This window comes from Pseudomonadota bacterium (assembly GCA_023229365.1).
In the GTDB taxonomy this organism is placed as follows: Bacteria; Myxococcota_A; Polyangia; order JAAYKL01; family JAAYKL01; genus JALNZK01.
In genome coordinates this window covers 1-17,750 of the sequence record JALNZK010000005.1, presented here as the reverse complement: position 1 = coordinate 17,750, position 17,750 = coordinate 1, and the positions used below count along the sequence as shown (strand labels likewise).

Here is a 17,750-nt window from a genome sequence, read left to right as displayed (position 1 = left end):
TCCTTTCCGGCTGTCGGTGATTTTAACACCAGGACGATACGGACGGACCGCCCAAAAGCTCTAAACCGGGCGCCGGCGGCCCGGATTCAGAACTGGTTCCAGAGGTACTGGTTCGTCACCTCGTGGTGGAACTGGATCTCGGCCACCTTCACGATGGACCCGAGGGCGCGCGGGCACCTGTCGGCCGCCTCCTGCTTGATGCCCGCGAACCTCTCCGCGACGTCCCCGCCGAGGAGCTCCTTGATCCACGCGCTCGTCTTGAAGTACCGGAGCGCGTCGTAGATGTTGTCCGGCAGGAATCGCGTGCGCGGCCGCTTCGTGTCGCGCTCCTCGAGCGACGGGCCCTCGATCCCGGTGCGCAGCAGCGCATAGAGCACGAGGTAGGGGTTGCCGTCCGGCCCCACGGAGCGCACCTCGATCCGCGTCGAGCCGCCGTTTCCGAGGGGGATGCGCACCATGGAGCCGCGGTCGACGGCGCTCGCCCGGATCTGGTTCGGCGCCTCGAAGCGCGGGTCGAGCCGCCGGTACGCGTTCACGCTCGAGTTGAGGATCAGGCAGATCTCCTGCCCGCTCGAGAGGATCCGCCGGGTGAAGTCGTGGCCGAGCGCCGACAGCCCGTCCCGGCCCTTGCCGTCATGGAACAGGTTCTTCCCGCCCTTGGCGAGCGACAGGTTGCAGTGCATGCCGCTGCCGTTGACGCCGGCCACGGGCTTGGGCAGGAAGCTGGCGGTCATCTCGAGGTTGTGCGCCGCCTGCCGGCAGAGGAGCTTGTAGATCTGGATCTGATCCGCGGCGACGTTCACCTCGGTGTGCGCGTAGTTCATCTCGAACTGCGACGGCGCCACCTCCGGGTGGTCCTTCTCGTTCGCGAACGCCATGGCGCGCTGCGCCTCGGCCGCGGTGTCGATGAAGCGCCGGAGCGGGGCGTTCGGCAGCGAGTGGTAGTACCCCCCGGTGGAGATGAACTCGAAGCCGCCGGTCTCGCGGTAGCGCCGCTCGGCGTCGTGGCCCCTGAAGAGGAAGCCCTCGATCTCGGGCGCGGCGTTGCAGACGAGCTTCTTCTTCGCGAGGAGGGTCTCGGTGTACTGGCGCAGCGTGCTGCGGAAGTCGGCCGGGTACGGGCTCCCGTCCCGGGACAAGACGTCGCCGAAGGCCAGCACCTTGCCGGGGCCGAAGATGTCCGCGGGCAGCCAGTAGAACGAGCGCCAGTCGACCCGGAGCCGGAGGTCCGACTCGCTCTGCCGCGAGAAGCCCCGGATCGAGGATCCGTCGAACGTCAGGTTGTCCACCGAGCCGAGCAGGAACTTCTTGTCGTAGTCCAGCATGTGCAGCCGCCCCTCGAGGTCGGTGAAGCACACGGTGACCGCCTTGATGCGCTTCTCGTCGGTCAGGTACCTGGTCCGCTCCTCCCGGATCCCATCGATCGGCACGCGATCCAGGCGCTGCTGCTTCGCCGCGAGGTTCAGCTCCTCGAGCTCGTTGTACGGGATCTCCAGGAAGCGTCGAAGGACCGGCTCGTTCATGGCGACACCTCGATCGGCGGTATGTATCGCCGAAGTCTTTTTAGGTTAATTTGGGCAACATTTAGATTATCTCGTGCGAGATTCATAATACCTGTCGCAACAATTAATTCAAGGTCAACCATGGGCCGCCCTGCCGCGACGGCGCCCGCGCGGCCCGCCGCTTCAGCCGCTGATCGCGGTCGGGGTGACGCGGTCGGGATCCCTACTTCTTCTGGTCCGCCGAGGGGCCGGTCGGCTCGTCGCGCAGGCCGAACTCCTTCATCTTGGTCTGCAGCGACTTGCGGCTGATCTTGAGGAGCTGCGCCGCGCGCGTGACGTTGCGGGCGGTCTGCTCGAGCGCGCGGACGATGAACTGCTTCTCGAGGCTGGCGGTGGCGGCCTTGACCTGATCCTTGAGCCCGCCCTCGATCCGCAGCTCCTCCTCCGTCGAGGCCGTGCCCGGCGCGCCCGCGACGGCGTCGGCGCCGCGCACGTCGGGCGGCAGGTGCTCGGTGCGGATCTCCTCGTCGTCGCAGAAGAGCACGCACCTCTCGAGCACGTTCTCGAGCTCGCGGATGTTGCCCGGCCACGGGTACCCGGCGAGGAACCGCATCGCGGGCTCGTCGATCGCCTCGATCTTCTTGCCCAGCCGCTCGTTGTACTTGCCGAGGAAGTGCTCGGCGAGCAGCCCGATGTCCTCCTGGCGCTCCCGCAGCGGGGGCAGGTGGATGTGCACGACGTTCAGGCGGTAGTACAGATCCTCGCGGAACTGGCCGGAGGCGATCCGCGCCCGCAGATCCTGGTTCGTCGCCGTGATGAGCCGCACGTTGACGCGGGTCGTCGTCACGCCGCCCACGCGCTCGAACTCGCCCTCCTGGATCGCGCGCAGCAGCTTCACCTGCATCTCGAGCGACACCTCGCCGATCTCGTCGAGGAACAGCGTGCCGCCGTCCGCGAGCTCGAACCGGCCGGGCTTCGGGCTCTCGGCGCCGGTGAACGCGCCCTTCTCGTAGCCGAACAGCTCGCTCTCGATGAGCGTCGGCGGGATCGCCGCGCAGTTGACGCGGATGTACGGCTTCTCCTTGCGATCCGAGTTCTCGTGCAGGGCGCGGGCGATCAGCTCCTTGCCCGTGCCGCTCTCGCCGGTGATGAGCACGGTGGACGGCGTCGCGGCGACGCGGTCGATCATCTGGAAGATCTCCTCCATCGGCTTGGATCGCCCGATGATCCGGAACCGGCCCGTGAGATCGCGCTCGAGGCTCGCCTCCTTCTCCTGCAGCTCGCACGTCTTCGCGGCCTTGGCGACGATCTCGCGCAGCGCCTTGCGGTCGAACGGCTTCGTGATGTAGTCGAACGCGCCGAGCTTGATCGCCTCGACCGCGGTGTCGACGGTGCCGTGCGCGGTGATCATGATGACCGGCATCGACTCGCGCGTGCCGTGCACGCGCTTGAGCAGCTCCATGCCGTCGATCTCGGGCATGCGCAGGTCGGTGATGAGCACGTCGACGTGGTGGTCGGCGAGGATCCCGAGCGCCGCGGCGCCGTCCTCCGCGAGGTGGACATCGTACCCGTCGTGCTCGAGCATCGCCCGGAGCACCTTCCGCATGTTCGGCTCGTCGTCGGCGACGAGCACCTGTAACGGCTCGCTGCGCATGCTCACCTCGGGCGGCAGCGCGTGGACACGACCTTGCCCTTCGCGTTGCGGGTCACGTCCGCCCCCTCCTCGATGTCCTCGCCGACGCCCGTGCAGTACGCGATGAACAGCTTGCCCTTGCCGGTCGCGCCGGCGATCAGCTCCTGCCGCCCCGCCACCGCCGCCGCCGCCACGCCGCCGCCGAACCGCTGGTCCTTCTCCGGGGCCGAATCGGCCACGCGGCCGGCGACCTCGGCGGTCCCGTCGGCCGCGAGATCCGCGCCGCGGAAGACGTACACCGCGCCCGCGCCGCGCACCCCGTCGACCTTCGCGCCCGGGGCGCCGACGATCAGCTCCGGCCCGTCGTCGTCGGTCGCGAGGTCACCCACCGCGAGGGCCGCGCCGAACTCGCACGCCGCGTCCGGCTGGCAGGAGACGTCGAGCGCCCCGTCGCCGGGCACCGCGATCGCCGCGGGCTCGGCGGCCTCGCTGTTGCAGGTCGGCGCCGCGGCCGCGAGCTCGCCGACCCGATAGACGTACACGGCGTCGGTCCGGTCTTCCGCCGGTCCGGCCGAGACGATCAGCTCGTCGTCGCCGTCGCGATCGAGGTCGCCGGTGGTCATGACGCCGCCGAAGCCGTCCTCGCCGCTCCGGTTGATGCATGCGACCTCGGTGAAGTCGCGGCTCGCTGGCGCGCCCTCGAGGAACAGGTGCACACGGGGTGGCGTGCCCTCTTCCGCGTCCAGGGTTGCGGCGGCGACGAAGATGCGGTCGTCCGCGAGCGCCCCGGCCGCGATCGCGACGATCGGCCAGTCCAGCGTTCCGTCGTACCGCGGGTACATGGGGACGCTCCTGTCCCACCCGGAGGCCGAGCTGAACACGGTGACGAACCGCCGGGACGCGGCGGCGAGGAGCCAGCTCGCGCCGCCCGTGGGTCGGATGGCGGCGAGTGCGCGGCCGAACTCGTCGGCGTTCACCTCGCCGGTCGCCGTGCCCGGGAGATCGATCTCCGTCCCGTCCTGCATGCAGTAGATGTGGACGTTGTCCGCCTCGTCCTCGCCGATCGCGACGCACCCGGTGATCAGCGCGAGCTCCCCCCCGTCGCGATCGGCCCAGGTCGGCAGGCCGGCGAGCGCGGCGCCGCTCCCCGTGTCCTCGGCGGCATCCTTGTCGTTCATGAGATACTCGTCCCACGGCTCGTTCACGTTCGCGAGGTTCCCGTTCGACGAGAGCCTGTAGAAGATCGTGGGGGTCGTGCGCCCCGCCGAGGCCGCGACGAAGTCCGCGAACCCGTCGCCGTCGTGGAGGAACGTCGGCGCGAGCCGGGCGCCGAACAGCGACGACGGGTAGCCGTCGGGCCGGGCGATCGCGTGCAGCGGCGCGTCGTCCCTGTAGCCGAAGAAGTCGCGCGCCGTGCAGCCCGCGAGGACGACGAGGAGGAGCGCGGCGGTTATTTGCATCTTCATCGCGTCCCTCCCCTGCTAGAACACCACGGCGAGCGCGAGCCCCGCGCCGTCGCGCGTCACGATCGGCGCCACGGCGAGCCGCGGGCCCGATCGCGCGGTCGCGCCCAGATCCACGGGATCGAAGACCTTGCCCTCGGAGGGCGGCAGCGAATCCCGCACGAAGTAGTACACGCACATGCCGGTGACGATCAGCCCCAGGCCGAACGAGATGTCGGAGCCGAGCGCCCACAGGAAGCCTCTCGTGATGCGCGGATCGTCGTCCGCGAGCCGGCCGCGCTTGCGATCCGCGTCGAGCTCCTTGTCGAGGTGCAGCGCGATGCCGCCGAACACGCCGCCGCCGATGTACAGCGCCGCCGCGAAGCCGAGCGAGACCCACGCCGGCGTGCGGCTCGGCTCCGGATTGAGCCGCACGAGCGCCTTGGTCGTGGCGCCCCGCTCGATCCTCACCACCGTCGTGTAGTCCTTCATCCCCTCGGAGGTGACGCGCAGCGCGTGATCGCCGGGCGGCAGCTCCTCCTCCACCGGCGCGGGGCCGAGGAGCCGCCCGTCGAAGTACACCATCGTCTCCGGGACGTTGGCCTTGACGAGCAGCACGCCGAACGGCAGCCGCTCGAGCGCGATCTCCACGGTCTTCTTGTCCGCGACCGCGACCTCGACCTCCTGCTCGACCGGCACGAACCCCGGCTTCTCGATCCAGATCCGGTGCTTCCCGGGCGGCAGGACGTTGCCCCACGGCGTCGTGCCGACCGCGCCCGCCGCCTTGTCGTCGACGAACACCTGGGCGCCCGGCTCGTCGGTCGTGACCTGCAGGAACCCGAGGAACGCCCCCTGGCTCATCTCGACGACCACGATGTACACCTGCCCCGGGGCGACCGACAGGCTCGTCTGCACGGTCCGGTAGTCCGGGTGGCTCGCCTCGACGGTGTAGGTGCCGCGGACCACGGTCTTCGCCGACGTGCCCTCGAACGACGACACCTCGGCGCCCGCCTCGTCGAGGATCCGGATCCTCGCCTCGGGCGGGTTCGTCCGCACCGTGATGAGCGACTTCATCTCCTCCGGCTTCTCCGGCGGCGGCTCCTGCACGCCCGGCGACACCTCGCCCGCCTCTATCGGCGTGGGCGCCTCGGCGGTGAGGGCGCGGATCTTCAGCTCGATCTCGGCCGCGTCGCTCGCGCCCGGCTCCTCGGCGAGGTAGCGCCGGTAGAGCTCGACCGCCTTTTCGCCGTCGCCGCCCTTCTCGGCCGCGAGCCCGGCGTTGTAGACGAACGCCGGGAACGGCGAGGCGGCGTAGGCGTCGAGGAAGTGCCGCCCGGCGGCGGCGAAGTCGCCCGCGGCGAAGGAGGCCTGGCCGAGCTCCATGCAGTGGCGCGCCCGCTCGATCGGGTTGTCGCGCGGCTGGCCCAGCGCGGCCGGTGCGGCGAGCGCCACGGCGAGCGCCGCGACCGCGGCGAGCTTGAAGGTCATCCTCACGATCATCCCCTGTTCTTACGTCGAACCGACGGTTTCGACAACCGGGGGCACCTCTGTCGACGGAAAAACGGCGGCTTCGCCGTCTATGCTTATCTTCTTTTTTAGGTTGCTTAAAGATAATTAACGCAGTAATAAAAAATAGTGACTGCGTCGATTGCGAACGAAAACGCTTATGGGGGCCTGGGCGTCGCGTTGCTTCGCGCGCTCGCGGAACAAGGTCGGTCGACGTTCACGATCGACGAAGCGCGAGAGGCGGGGCGCGGCGTCGGGGTCTCTGAGTCGTACCTCTCGCTTCTGCTTCACCGCCTGGCGCGCGCCGGGCTCGTGCAACGGCTCAAGCGCGGCTCGTACGCGCTCGCGCCGGGGTTGCCCGGCATGGCCCAGGCGCACCCGTTCGCGGTGGCGATGGCGCTCGTCGATCCGTGCTCGGTGAGCGGCTACGCGGCGCTCAACCACCACGGGCTCACCGAACAGATCCCGCACGTCGTCACCGTCACCACGCCCAAGCGCGTCGTCACCCCGGCGATGCGCGGCGCGGTGAAGGCCGCTCCTTCGACGTGGGAGGTCGCAGGGCAGAAGTTCGAGATCGTCGTCGTGATCCCCGCCCACTTCTTCGGTGATGAAGAAGAGTGGATCGGCGACTCCCGCGTGCGGATCTTCGATCGCGAACGCGCGTTGCTCGACTGCTTCGCTTTCCCGCGCCGCTTCGGCGGGATCGCGGAGGGGCTCGGCATCCTCGAAGAGCACCTCCACGAGCTGGACGTCGAGCGCCTCGTCGCCCACGCGCTGCGCTACGGCAAGATCTCGGTCGCCAAGCGCGTCGGCTTCGCGCTCGAACAGTTCGGCGCATCGCCCGCGATCGTCGAGCCGCTCGCGTCGCTGGCGATGAAGGGGTATCGTCCGCTCGATCCGACGCGGCCCCGCACAGGTGAGCGCAACGCGCGTTGGGGGCTCATCGAGAACACGTCGAGGAAGAAGCGATGAAGACGCTCGAACGGCGACTGCAAGAAGCCGCGAAGCAAGGCGGCGTCATCCAGCGCGTCGTCGAGGTCGACTACGCGCAGAGCTACGTGCTGCACGGGATCGCGGGCATCCCTACGCTGCGCGACGCGCTCGTGTTCAAGGGGGGAACCGCGCTCAAGAAGGTCCACTTCGGGAGCTACCGCTTCTCCGAGGATCTCGACTTCTCGGCCGAGAGCGGCCCGCGCGGCGATGCGCTCGAAGGAACGATCCGTGCGGCGGTGAGCGCGGCAGAGCGCGCCGCTCGCGAGTTCGCGCCGATCGCGATAGGCGTCGCGCGGTACGAGGAGCGCGATCCGCACCCCGGCGGGCAGGAGGCGTTCATCGTTCGCGTGCAGTACCCGTGGCAGCGCCAACCGTTCGTGCCGGTGAAGATCGAGATCACGCACGACGAGCCGGTGTTGCTCCCCGCCCCAGCGCTGCCCGTGCGGCACGGCTACGACGAGCCGCTCGCCGTCGCGATCCGCACGTACGGGCTCGAAGAGATCTGCGCCGAGAAGCTCCGCTCGACGCGGCAGACGCAGGCGAAGCTCGCGGCGCGCGGCTGGGCGCGATCGCGCGGTCGCGATTTCTTCGACCTGTGGCACCTCTCGCGCCTGGAAGACGGGCGCGTGGATTGGGCGAAGGTCTCCGCGATCCTTCCCCGCAAGTGCGCGCACAGGCAGGTGGCGATCGCGTCCGTTGCCGACGTCTTCAATCCCGAGCTGCTCGAGGAGGTGCGCGCGACATGGGCGCGTACGGTCGGCCAGTTCGTGCCCGAGCTGCCGGACGTCGAGAGGGTGTTCTCCGACACGCGCGAGCGCCTCGAAGCGCTTCTCGCGCTGTAAGTTCACCATCTTCCATAACGCGACTCCACGCATGTGGGGCGACTCGCTGATCGTCTGCGACCTGCTCGAAGCGGGCATGATGGATGCCGACGGGCACGTGTGCCCGGAGTCCGGCTGCACCTCGCCCGACGCCGGGGCCGACGGAGGGGAATGAAGGCCACCCGGCCACTCGACAACGACCACTCGGCGCTCAAACGCCGCGGTAGACGTCCCGCCGGTTGCCGACCCGCATCCTCGACGTCCACGCGCTCTTCGAGCTCCTCGTCAACGCGCGGACAACTTGACGTTCTGGCTAATCCAAACTAAGGTTTGGAAATGCCAACCAAATGGATTGAAAGAGAAATATCGCGTCTTTTCACGGAAACACCGCCTGCGTTGCGGCTGTTTCCGGTCTGGCTCCTGCTCGGGCCGAGGCAGGTCGGCAAGAGCTCTCTCCTGCGTCGGCACGCGGAGCCGGAACGGCGTTTCGTCGACCTGGACGACCTCGCGACGCGGCAGCGCGCGAACGCCGATCCCATCCTGTTCGGCCGCGAGCTCGAGCCGCCGCTCGCCGTCGACGAGATCCAGTACGCGCCTTCGCTCCTCAGCGCGGTGAAGTCGATTGCGGACAAGGGGGCCGCGCCCGGCTCGATCTGGATCACCGGATCGCAGTCGTTCGAGGTGATGCACGGCGTGCGCGAGACGCTCGCCGGCCGCGTCGCCATCCTGAGCCTCCACGGCCTCACCGACGCGGAGAAAGGGGTCGAGTCCGCCGCCCCGGCGCCCTACTTCGAGGCGCTGTGCGGCTCCGCGTTTCCCGCGCTCCACGGCGCCTCGGACGAGCAGAGCCGGTCGCTCTATCTCTCGAGTTATGTCGCCACGTACGTCGAGCGCGACGTCCGGGAGCTCCTCGGCATCCAGAAGCGGCGCGAGTTCGAGCTGTTCCTCAAGGTGTGCGCGCTGCGGACCGGGCAGCTGGTGAACTACGACGAGCTCGGTCGGGCGAGCGGCGTGAGCGCGGTCACCGCCAAGGAGTGGCTCGGGCTGCTGGAGGACAGCTTCGTCGTCAGGCTGGCCCGGCCCTACCACGAGAACCGGTCGAAGCGCCTCGTGAAGAGCCCGAAGCTGTACTTCCTCGACGCCGGGCTCGCCGCGTACCTCGCCGGGTGGCGCGATCCGGAGATGGCGCGGCTCGGGCCGATGGGCGGCGCCTTGTTCGAGACGCACGTGTTCGCGAACCTTCTCCGATCGTTTTCGAATCGCCTCGTCGATGGCGAGATCCACTTCTTCCGAACCAAGGACGGGAGCGAAATCGATTTCCTCGTCGAGGCCCGGGGCGCGGTCCAACCAATCGAGGTCAAGATGGGACAGCCCTCGGCGCGGGAGCTGCCGCGCCTCGAGAAGATCCGCGGCGCGAACTGGAAGCCGGGGGTCGTCGTGTCGCTCGCGCACCGCGGCCCCGAGCTGCCGGCGCTGACCGACGAGTGGAGGATCGGCTCGCCCGCGTCCGTCGGCGGCCTCGTCCCGGGTTGACGGTTTTCGAGAGGCGGTGGCGCGGCGGGGCACATGATCTTCCCCATGTTCCGCGCCCGGGTTCGGCGATACGCTCGGCGCCGTCCAGGAAAACCGCACGCCCCAAGGAGGAAGCCGCCATGAAGTACGAAACCATCCTGTACGAGGTGAGCGAGGGGATCGCGACGATCACCATCAACAGGCCCGACGTCCTGAACGCGCTCAACATGCAGGTGCTCGTCGAGATGGCCGACGCGATCGCGCGGATCCGGGAGGACGCGGCCGCGAAGGTCGTCATCCTCACGGGCGCCGGCCGGTCGTTCGTCGCCGGGGCCGACATCGCGCAGATGAGCGGGTTCTCCGTGCGCGACGGGATGAAGTTCGGCGATCTCGGCCACGCGGTGCTGAACGGCCTCGAGGCGCTCGACAAGCCGGTCATCGCGGCGGTCAACGGGTTCGCGCTCGGCGGCGGCACCGAAATCTCCCTCGCCTGCGACTTCGTCTACGCGTCGACCAAGGCGAAGTTCGGCCAGCCCGAGGTCAGCCTCGGGATCATCCCGGGGTTCGGCGGCACGCAGCGGCTCGCGCGGACCGTGGGCATGAACAAGGCGCGCGAGCTCATCTACACGGGCGACGTCATCAACGCCGAGGAGGCGAAGCGGATCGGCCTCGTGGCCGAGCTCTACGAGCCCGACGAGCTGATGGCGAAGGTGCGCGAGAAGGCGCAGCTGCTCATCTCGAAGGGCCCGCTCGCGATCGCGACGGCCAAGCGCGTCATGAACAAGGGCGTGGATCTCTCGTTGGACGCGGCGCTCGAGCTCGAGAAGCAGGCGTTCGCCGCGCTGTTCGGCACCGGGGATCAGAAAGAAGGCATGAAGGCGTTCGTCGAGAAGCGCAAGCCGGCGTTCAAGAACGCGTGAGGAGGGATCGGCCATGAAGTTCGAATACACCGAAGAGCAGATCATGGTCCGCGACACGGCGCGCGACTTCGCGGTGCGCGAGCTCGATCCGATCGCCAAGCAGCTCGACGCCGACTGCACGTTCCCGGCCGAGAAGATCGCGATGCTCGCCGAGATGGGGTTCATGGGCATCGCCATCCCGGAGGAGGACGGCGGCGGCGCCATGGACTACGTGTCGTACGTGGTCGCCATGGAGGAGATCTCCCGGGCGTGCGCCGGCACCGGCGTGATCATGAGCGTCAACAACTCGCTCGTCTGCGACCCGCTCTCGAAGTACGGCACGCCGGAGCAGAAGAAGGAGTTCCTCGTCCCGCTCGCGTCGGGGAAGAAGCTCGGCTGCTTCGGGCTCACCGAGCCCGGCGCGGGCTCCGACGTGTCGTCGATGAAGACGACCGCGGTGCGGAACGGCGAAGAGTGGGTGCTGAACGGCGAGAAGAACTTCATCACGAACGCGCCGAACTCCCAGACCGCGATCATCTTCGCGTTCACGGACAAGGCGAAGAAGCACAAGGGGATCTCGGCGTTCATCGTGCCGATGGACGGCAAGGGCGTCTCGGCCGGGCCCAAGGAGCACAAGCTCGGCATCCGCGCGTCGCACTCGAGCTCGATCTTCATGGAGGACGCGCACATCCCGGCGGGGAACCTGCTCGGCGCCGAGGGCCAGGGGTTCACGATCGCGATGACCACGCTCGACGCGGGGCGCATCGGGATCGCGTCGCAGGCGCTCGGCATCGCGCGCGCGGCGCTCGAGGAGGCGATCGCGTTCGCGAACGAGCGGCAGGCGTTCGGCCAGCCCATCGCGAAGCTCCAGGCGATCCAGTTCAAGATCGCGGACATGGCGACCCGGCTCGACGCGGCGCGGCTGCTCACGCTGCACGCGGCGTACCTCAAGGACGCGCACAAGCCGTTCTCGCAGGCGTCGGCGATGGCGAAGGTGTTCGCGGCCGAGACCGCGACCTTCGTCGCGCACCAGTCGATGCAGATCCACGGCGGCTACGGCTACACCACCGAGTACGCCGCCGAGCGCCACTACCGCGACGCGCGCATCTGCGAGATCTACGAGGGCACGAGCGAGATCCAGCGCATCGTCATCGCGAGCAACTGTTTGAAGAAGTAGAGGGCGTGCTCGATGGCGGCGCGAGCCGTCGCGGTGAACGCGACGTGACGATCCGACGAGGAGGGGGAGCGGCGATGCGGCTGACGCACCTCATCTCGCTGTCCTTGGCGCTGGTCACGCTGTGCGGCTGCCAGGGCGATCCCGCGGGGACGGGGGAGCAGCCCGATGGAGGCACCGGCTCCTCGGACGCGGACACAGACACCGACACGGATTCGGATTCGAGCACCGACGAACCGCCGGTCGTAGGTTGCGGCGATCTGATCCAGGAGGAGCCGGGAGAGCTCCCCGACCGGGTGATCTTCCGGGAGAAGAAGAGGTCGTTCAATCTCCGCTGGTATGTCGTCCTGCGGGACGGCGCCATCTGGGTCAAGCCCAACGACGAGCAGGGCCAACCGCCGGGGGATTGGATCCTGACGAGCGGTGGCGGCAAGCCCGAAGGCGGAGACCTCGACAACTTCGGTGTCCCCGTCGCCGTGGAGGAGATCACCTGCGACGGCGTGCACCTGACGGCCCTGTCCGACGCGGAGCACTTCTACCGCGGCACCGACATGACCACCGACATCTCGTCCGACATCATTTGGACCGACGCCTGGGGCGGCCTGCTCGGGAACGGCCCGGGCCTGAGCGCCGAGTTCTCCACCCGCTGCGGATGGTCGGTGGCGGACTCGCACCCCTTCGGAGTGGATCACTACGAGGACACCAACGGCACCCAGCACGGCGTCGGGGCGGGTGTCGCCCACCTCTACAGGTTGTCCGAGGACGGTTACGACATCCACTTCAACGACTGGTGGCTGCCGGAGGACTGGAGCCGCCAGATCTGCGGCCCCGAGCGGGGCACCTTCCGGGCCGTCAACATCTCCGCCAGCGCCTCCACCATGTTCCTGGTGGGCGAGCAGGGCCGGCTCTACACCCGCCTGTACGACTTCGACACCGGCGGCGAAAACAGCCTCCTCACGTACTCCTACGTCATCGAGGGCGCCTCGGGCACGACCCGCAAGCTGCCGGCGGAAAGCTGGCGCCCGCAGCCGGATCCGCCCGGCCGCATCACGCCGCGCATCACCATCTTCCAGGACGGGCAGGGCAACGCCGCCCGTGTCCTGCGGGTGGAAGGCACGATGGGCGAGATCGACGGCTATTTCGAGAAGCGCATCTACGACGAGAATTGGATCTTCCACGAGACGGGAAATGTGATCCAGGGGCCCTTCCTCGACGAGGGCGGCGTTTCCAATCCGCGAGAGCCGGCCGACTTCCCCCTCGCCGGCACGCTCTCGGTCAGCGGCACAGAGCTGGGCCTGGAGCTGCTCGACCTGAACATGGTCTGTTCCCCCGCCCGGGCGCGGCTGTTCTGGCAGGGGGAGATCGTCACCGTGGGCGGCGAGGAGCTGCTGTTGGAGTTCCATCACGTGAACACGATGGTCGACACCACGCGTCCCGTCGCCTTCTGGAAACAGAGCATCGCCGCCGAGGTGCAGGCGGCCCTGATCCTGCCCAGCGCGCTGGAAGAGATCGACGACGACGACGCGCGTGCGGCGGTGGAGGGCTTCTTCGGCGACCGCGAGGTGGTCAACTTCCTGGGCACCATCTCGCCCGAAGGGGCGGATCTCTCGGAGATCATGTGGAACCAGCCGTTCCGGGTTCCGGCCGAGGAGAAGGCCATGCTGAACCCCGTCGTGATGCACCTGGCGCCTTGAGGATCGGAGGGTCCGCCGGCGCTCTTCGGCCCTCTCGGAGTGGTGCTATGACCTCATCTGTTGCTATGATGCGGCATGCCTGAGATGAGCCCGCCCGGCGACGGCGTCGCGCTGAGCCTCGTCCTGCCGTCCTTCAAGAGCGCGGACGTGATCGAGAGACGGGTCCCGGACCTGATGCGCTACCTGGACCGGCTCGGGCTCGCGTACGAGATCGTCGTCGTCGACGACGGGAGCGACGACGGCGGACGGACGGCGGCCGTCGCAGAAAAGCTCGGTGCGCGGTGCGTCGCGCTTCCGAAAAATCGCGGCAAGGGGGCCGCCGTTCGCGCCGGGATGCTGGCGGCGCGGGGCGCGTACCGCATCTTCACCGACGCGGACGTCCCGTACGGGCACGAGATCATCGAGAAGATGCTGTGGTACCTGGACGTCAAGGAGTTCCACGTCGTCGCGGGCGATCGGACCTTGGACGGGTCCTCGTACTACGCGAAGGTCTCCGCGCTCCGGAACGCGGCGAGCCACCTCTACTCCGGCTTCGTCGGCCGCTTCACCGTCGGCGGCTGGTACGACACGCAGTGCGGCATCAAGGGGTTCCGCGCGGCCGTCGCCGAGGATCTGTTCGGCGTGGCCCGGATCGACAGGTTCGCCTTCGACGTCGAGCTGTTCTACGTCGCGCTGAAGCGTAACTACGACATCAAGCGCGTCCCCGTCACCCTCGAGTGCAACGACACGTCGAGCGTGAACGTCCTCTCGGACGGGCTGGTCATGGTGCGGGACGTCGGGACCATCTGGCTCAACCAGCTCAGGGGCAGGTACAGGCAGAGGGTGAGATCATGAGCGGCCGCTCCGCCGGGCGCAGGATAGGGGACACGGTCACCATCGAGGGCGGCTACCAGGACAACGCGACGTATCGCGCGGTGGCGCCGCAGAGGTTCTGGCACCAGACGCGCTTCGCGCATTCCATGGAGCTCCTGGCGCCGGAGCGCGGGGACAGGGTCCTCGACGTGGGCTGCGGCTCGGGGGTGTTCGCGAACCTCGTCGCCGAGCGCGGCGGGATCGAGGTGACCGGGGTCGACGCCAACGAGGCCGCGATTGAGTTCTGCAAGAAGAGGTACTCGAACCCCGGCCTCCGCTTCACCCGGAGCGCGCTCGACGAGATCGACTTCGGCGCGCGGCGGTTCGACAGGATATCCTTCCTGGAGGTCGTCGAGCACATCTACGGGCACCAGGCGGAGCGGGCGCTCGAACTGTTCCGCGGCCTGCTCGTGCCCGGCGGGCGGCTGGTCGTCTCGACGCCCAACGCGCGCAGCCCGTGGCCGCTCGTGGAGAAGGCGATGGACATGTTGCGGCTGGCCCCGCGAATGGCGGGCGAGCAGCACGTCGCAGGCTACGCGCCGTCGTCGCTCAGGCGGCTGTGCGAGGGCCGAGGGTTCAGGCAGCTGGAGAGCCGCACCGTCCTGCTGCTCTCGCCGTGGGTCGCGGGGGTGAGCTGGCGGCTCGCGAGCGCGATCGAGAGGATGGAACGGCGCGTCGCCGTCCCCTTCGGTTGCCTCCTGATCGCGTCGTTCGAAAGAGCCGAAGGCTAGACCCGCCGGACGACGGCGAGCGCCCCCAGTCCGAGCACGGAGAGGATCAGCAGGCCGACGAGCCACCCGTAGCGCTCGGGCCAGTAGCGCAGGACGACGGTGTGCTTCCCGCGGTCGACGGCGACCCCGCGGAGCAGGTGGTTGCAGCGGACGACGGGCGACTCGCGGCCGTCGACGAACGCCCGCCATCCCCGGAAGTAGACCTCGTTGAACACCGCGAGCCCGCGCGCCCCGGAGTCGACGGTCGCGACGATCTCGTTCGACGAGTACTTCTCCAAGCCGCCCGCGGTGCGTTTTCCGCCCTCTCCTGTCAGCCCGTCGAGGGGCGCGATCCAGTCGCGCTCCTCCACCAGCGCGAGGCCTCGCCGCTCGGCCGCCTCCCACCTCCCGAGCGCCTGGCCGTCGGGGATGCGCTCCACAGCACCGTAGACGGCGACGAGCGGCACGGCGCCGTCGATCTCCCAGAGCCCCCCGCCGATCGGCCTCGCGCCCCTGCCCGGCGGTCTCTTCGAAAAGAGGTAGCGGACGTTGAACAGCCGGAGCCGCTCGGGGGTCGTCTTCGCCCACCTCATGAACGACTTGTGGCGGTCGATCTGCATGGGGATCTGGTAGCCGCCGGCGTAGCGCAGGAGCTCGCGGCTCCCGAACCCGACGCGCGGGGGCCCCTGGACGCCCAGGCGCCAGCTCGGGCTCGTCGTCGGCAGCTCCCGCATGTGCCGGCGCTCCGACGCCGATTCGAAGGGCTGGGTGAGCGCCAAGCGGTCGGCAGCGGACCAGTACAGATGCGCGGCCTGCGTCGCCCCGATCACGACCAGGAACGCGACGGCGAGTCGCGCACCCAGCCGCGGCGCCGCGAGCCCCAGGCCGAGCAGGGCGCAGACGCCGAGCGCCTCCCAACGGACCAGCCTGGCTCCCAGGATCGCGTCCTGCGGTCCCTTCTCGGGAACGCCGGGGGCGAACCAGAGGACGAGCCCCGCCGCCAGGGCGACGGTCGCCGCCGCGTAGATTCGGTTCCGGGCGCGCGACGCGAACGGCCCGACCTTGCCACGGGTCCTCACCACCTCGAAGACCATGCTCAAGCCCCGCGCCGCCAGTGGGCCCGCGAAGATCCCGAGCACCGCCGCGTAGCGGTACGCCTTCCGGTTCAACGTGAACCCCGGCAGGTGATCGAGGGCCGGCCGCAGCAGCCCGCCCTCCTCGCCGATCGCGACCCACACGGAGAGCGCGGAGAGCGCCGCGAGGATCCACGCCCGCCTGTCGGGCTTGATGAGCAGCGCCGGACCCAGCGCCACGAGGGGAACGATCCCCACGAACAGATCGAACCACCAGGTCTGGGGGTGGCGCGCGTTGAAGAGGCCGGGCAGGTGCTCGAACCGCAGCGCCCTGTCGAGGGAATAGGCCATCCCGCGCTGGGCACGCCCGCTCTGCCCGAGGAGGTCGAGCACCGGCAGGTAGGTGATCGCCAGGTAGGAGAGCACGAGGGCGATCGCGACGGCGCCCCACACGACGAGCCACCTGCCGTGGCGGAGGGCCTCGCGGCGGTCCTTCTCGAGCGCGCGCCTCAGAGCGAGCCACGAGAGGCTCGCAACCGCGAACAGCCCGCACGCCCAGACGACGTCGAACACGCCGGGCGGGTTCGCCGCGGATCCGGCCAGGATCCCGGCGACGGCGACGCCGAGCGCGGCCTTCCTGCTCGGCCACCGCAGCAGGCGATCGATCGCGATGACGAGCCACGGCAGCCACACCAGCGGGTACAGGAAATTGGAGTTGCGGTGCGTGAGCACGGGCGCACACAGGACCACCGTCACGCCGGCGACGAAGGCGGCGATCCGGCCGGCCCCCATCCGGCGCGCCAGGAAATGCGCGCCGAGCGCGGCGACGAGGAAATGGAAGGCGACGAAGAGCTGCGGGCCCCACACCGAGAGCCTCCCGTCCGGCAGCGCGAACGCCGCCAGGAGCCAGCTCGGCGGGTAGAAGAGCATGGTCTGGGTGTTCAGCGCGAACGGCATGCCTCCGAGCTCGTACGGGTTCCAGAGCGGAAACTCGCCGCGCCAGACAGCTCGAAAACGGTAGGCGAAGTCGGGCCAATAGGAGTTGAGCGTGTCCCATCCGAAGAAGACCTGGCTCGCGTCGCCCGGGAAGAACACGCGGCGGAAGACGAAGAGGATGAACGCCGAGTACAGGGCGGCGGGGACGATCCAATCCACTCGGTAGCGCGAAAAGAGCCTCGGCCGGCCGAGACACAGCGCGCCGACGATGCCGGCCCATGGTCTCGTTCTGATGATCGACACGACCGGAGCCTCGCACGAAAACCGCCGCGCGTTCAAGGCCGCGCCATCGGCCGCGCGCGGTGCCGCAATAGACGGGCGGCCCGCCTCAGAAGTGCGTGTGGACGATCGTGTCGATGTACATGCCGTCGAAAGAACGGATCGCCACCCCGGTCAGGGCGCAGCTTCCGAAGGAGTAGCTCACCGCGGTCAGGAGCGTGGCGCCGTCCGAGGAGTAGAGCCTCCCCTGGAACTGGCCCGCACCCGTGACCTCGATCTCGACCTTGTGCCAGGCGCCGCCGGTGTAGGAATGCGCGGCCGTCGCCACATCGGCGTAGTCCCAGGAGGCGTTGTTCTGGAACATGAGCGCGCTCGTGTTCGGGGCGACGACGAGAGAGTAGGCGCCCGCCGAGGAGGCGCAGAAGCCGATGTACGCGCGCCCGATCGAGGAAGCCATGACCCACGTCGAGAGGATATCGCCGGTGGTCGTTCCGAAGGAGGTGTCGGTCCGGTAGTGCCAGTCGGGGTCGGTGATGCCCCGGCTGCCGTCGTGGGCGTAGGTCGTGCCCACGGTCCCTCCCGCGGTCTCGACGACCCACGGTGACCAAGGCCACGTCCCCGTCTCGAAGTCCTCGATCATGTCGTCGACATCGGTATCCGTGTCGGTGTCGGTGTCGGTGTCGGTATCGGTGTCCGTGTCCGTGTCCGTGTCCGTGTCCGCGTC

At 69.0% G+C, this 17,750-nt stretch carries 14 protein-coding genes; 8 read left to right on the top strand and 6 right to left on the bottom strand.

Features of this window, described 5'->3' with window-relative positions; all coding sequences use genetic code 11:
* Nucleotides 1-86 precede the first annotated feature (86 nt).
* The 4 genes from M0R80_05040 to M0R80_05025 all read right to left on the bottom strand — a co-directional run bounded on the left by M0R80_05040 (nucleotide 87) and on the right by M0R80_05025 (nucleotide 6,077).
* Nucleotides 87-1,523, bottom strand: coding sequence for a glutamine synthetase family protein (locus M0R80_05040; GenBank protein MCK9458985.1), 1,437 nt, complete (start codon nucleotides 1,521-1,523; stop codon nucleotides 87-89).
* 202 nt (nucleotides 1,524-1,725) lie between these two features.
* A complete protein-coding gene (locus M0R80_05035; protein ID MCK9458984.1) occupies nucleotides 1,726-3,156 on the bottom strand; it encodes a sigma-54 dependent transcriptional regulator in 1,431 nt (476 codons plus the stop codon).
* 2 nt (nucleotides 3,157-3,158) lie between these two features.
* Nucleotides 3,159-4,601 (bottom strand): integrin alpha, encoded by a 1,443-nt coding sequence (locus tag M0R80_05030; protein ID MCK9458983.1) that lies wholly within the window; start codon nucleotides 4,599-4,601, stop codon nucleotides 3,159-3,161.
* A 15-nt stretch (nucleotides 4,602-4,616) separates the two neighbouring features.
* Nucleotides 4,617-6,077, bottom strand: coding sequence for a PEGA domain-containing protein (locus M0R80_05025; GenBank protein ID MCK9458982.1), 1,461 nt, complete (start codon nucleotides 6,075-6,077; stop codon nucleotides 4,617-4,619).
* Between the two features lie 135 nt (nucleotides 6,078-6,212).
* On the opposite strand from M0R80_05025, the gene M0R80_05020 reads away from it, so the two are divergent.
* From M0R80_05020 to M0R80_04985, 8 genes are all read left to right on the top strand, one after another.
* Complete coding sequence (locus M0R80_05020; protein ID MCK9458981.1) at nucleotides 6,213-7,055, top strand: type IV toxin-antitoxin system AbiEi family antitoxin domain-containing protein; 843 nt, start codon at nucleotides 6,213-6,215, stop codon at nucleotides 7,053-7,055.
* Complete coding sequence (locus M0R80_05015; GenBank protein MCK9458980.1) at nucleotides 7,052-7,918, top strand: nucleotidyl transferase AbiEii/AbiGii toxin family protein; 867 nt, start codon at nucleotides 7,052-7,054, stop codon at nucleotides 7,916-7,918. Before M0R80_05020 ends, M0R80_05015 begins: the two co-directional genes overlap by 4 nt.
* Nucleotides 7,919-8,293: 375 nt before the next feature.
* Entirely contained in the window at nucleotides 8,294-9,430 is a 1,137-nt protein-coding gene (locus M0R80_05010) for an ATP-binding protein (protein ID MCK9458979.1), read from the top strand.
* A gap of 119 nt (nucleotides 9,431-9,549) precedes the next feature.
* Nucleotides 9,550-10,329, top strand: coding sequence for an enoyl-CoA hydratase-related protein (locus tag M0R80_05005; protein ID MCK9458978.1), 780 nt, complete (start codon nucleotides 9,550-9,552; stop codon nucleotides 10,327-10,329).
* A gap of 13 nt (nucleotides 10,330-10,342) precedes the next feature.
* Nucleotides 10,343-11,485 carry an acyl-CoA dehydrogenase family protein gene (locus M0R80_05000; GenBank protein MCK9458977.1) on the top strand — a complete coding sequence of 381 codons (1,143 nt, stop codon included), beginning with the start codon at nucleotides 10,343-10,345 and terminating at the stop codon, nucleotides 11,483-11,485.
* A gap of 74 nt (nucleotides 11,486-11,559) precedes the next feature.
* Nucleotides 11,560-13,176: a hypothetical protein gene (locus M0R80_04995; protein ID MCK9458976.1), complete on the top strand. Its 1,617-nt coding sequence runs from the start codon at nucleotides 11,560-11,562 to the stop codon at nucleotides 13,174-13,176.
* A gap of 75 nt (nucleotides 13,177-13,251) precedes the next feature.
* Nucleotides 13,252-14,010, top strand: a complete 759-nt coding sequence (locus M0R80_04990) for a glycosyltransferase (protein ID MCK9458975.1) — start codon at nucleotides 13,252-13,254, stop codon at nucleotides 14,008-14,010.
* Nucleotides 14,007-14,759, top strand: coding sequence for a class I SAM-dependent methyltransferase (locus tag M0R80_04985; protein MCK9458974.1), 753 nt, complete (start codon nucleotides 14,007-14,009; stop codon nucleotides 14,757-14,759). Before M0R80_04990 ends, M0R80_04985 begins: the two co-directional genes overlap by 4 nt.
* On the opposite strand, the gene M0R80_04980 is transcribed toward M0R80_04985, so the two are convergent.
* The gene (locus M0R80_04980) at nucleotides 14,756-17,050 is read right to left on the bottom strand and encodes a YfhO family protein (GenBank protein MCK9458973.1); all 2,295 of its coding nucleotides are present in this window, start codon (nucleotides 17,048-17,050) and stop codon (nucleotides 14,756-14,758) included. The two genes, M0R80_04985 and M0R80_04980, sit on opposite strands and share 4 nt — an antisense overlap.
* Nucleotides 17,051-17,135: 85 nt before the next feature.
* Nucleotides 17,136-17,750, bottom strand: a 615-nt coding sequence (locus M0R80_04975; GenBank protein ID MCK9458972.1) for a hypothetical protein, incomplete at its 5' end; no start/stop codon positions are given.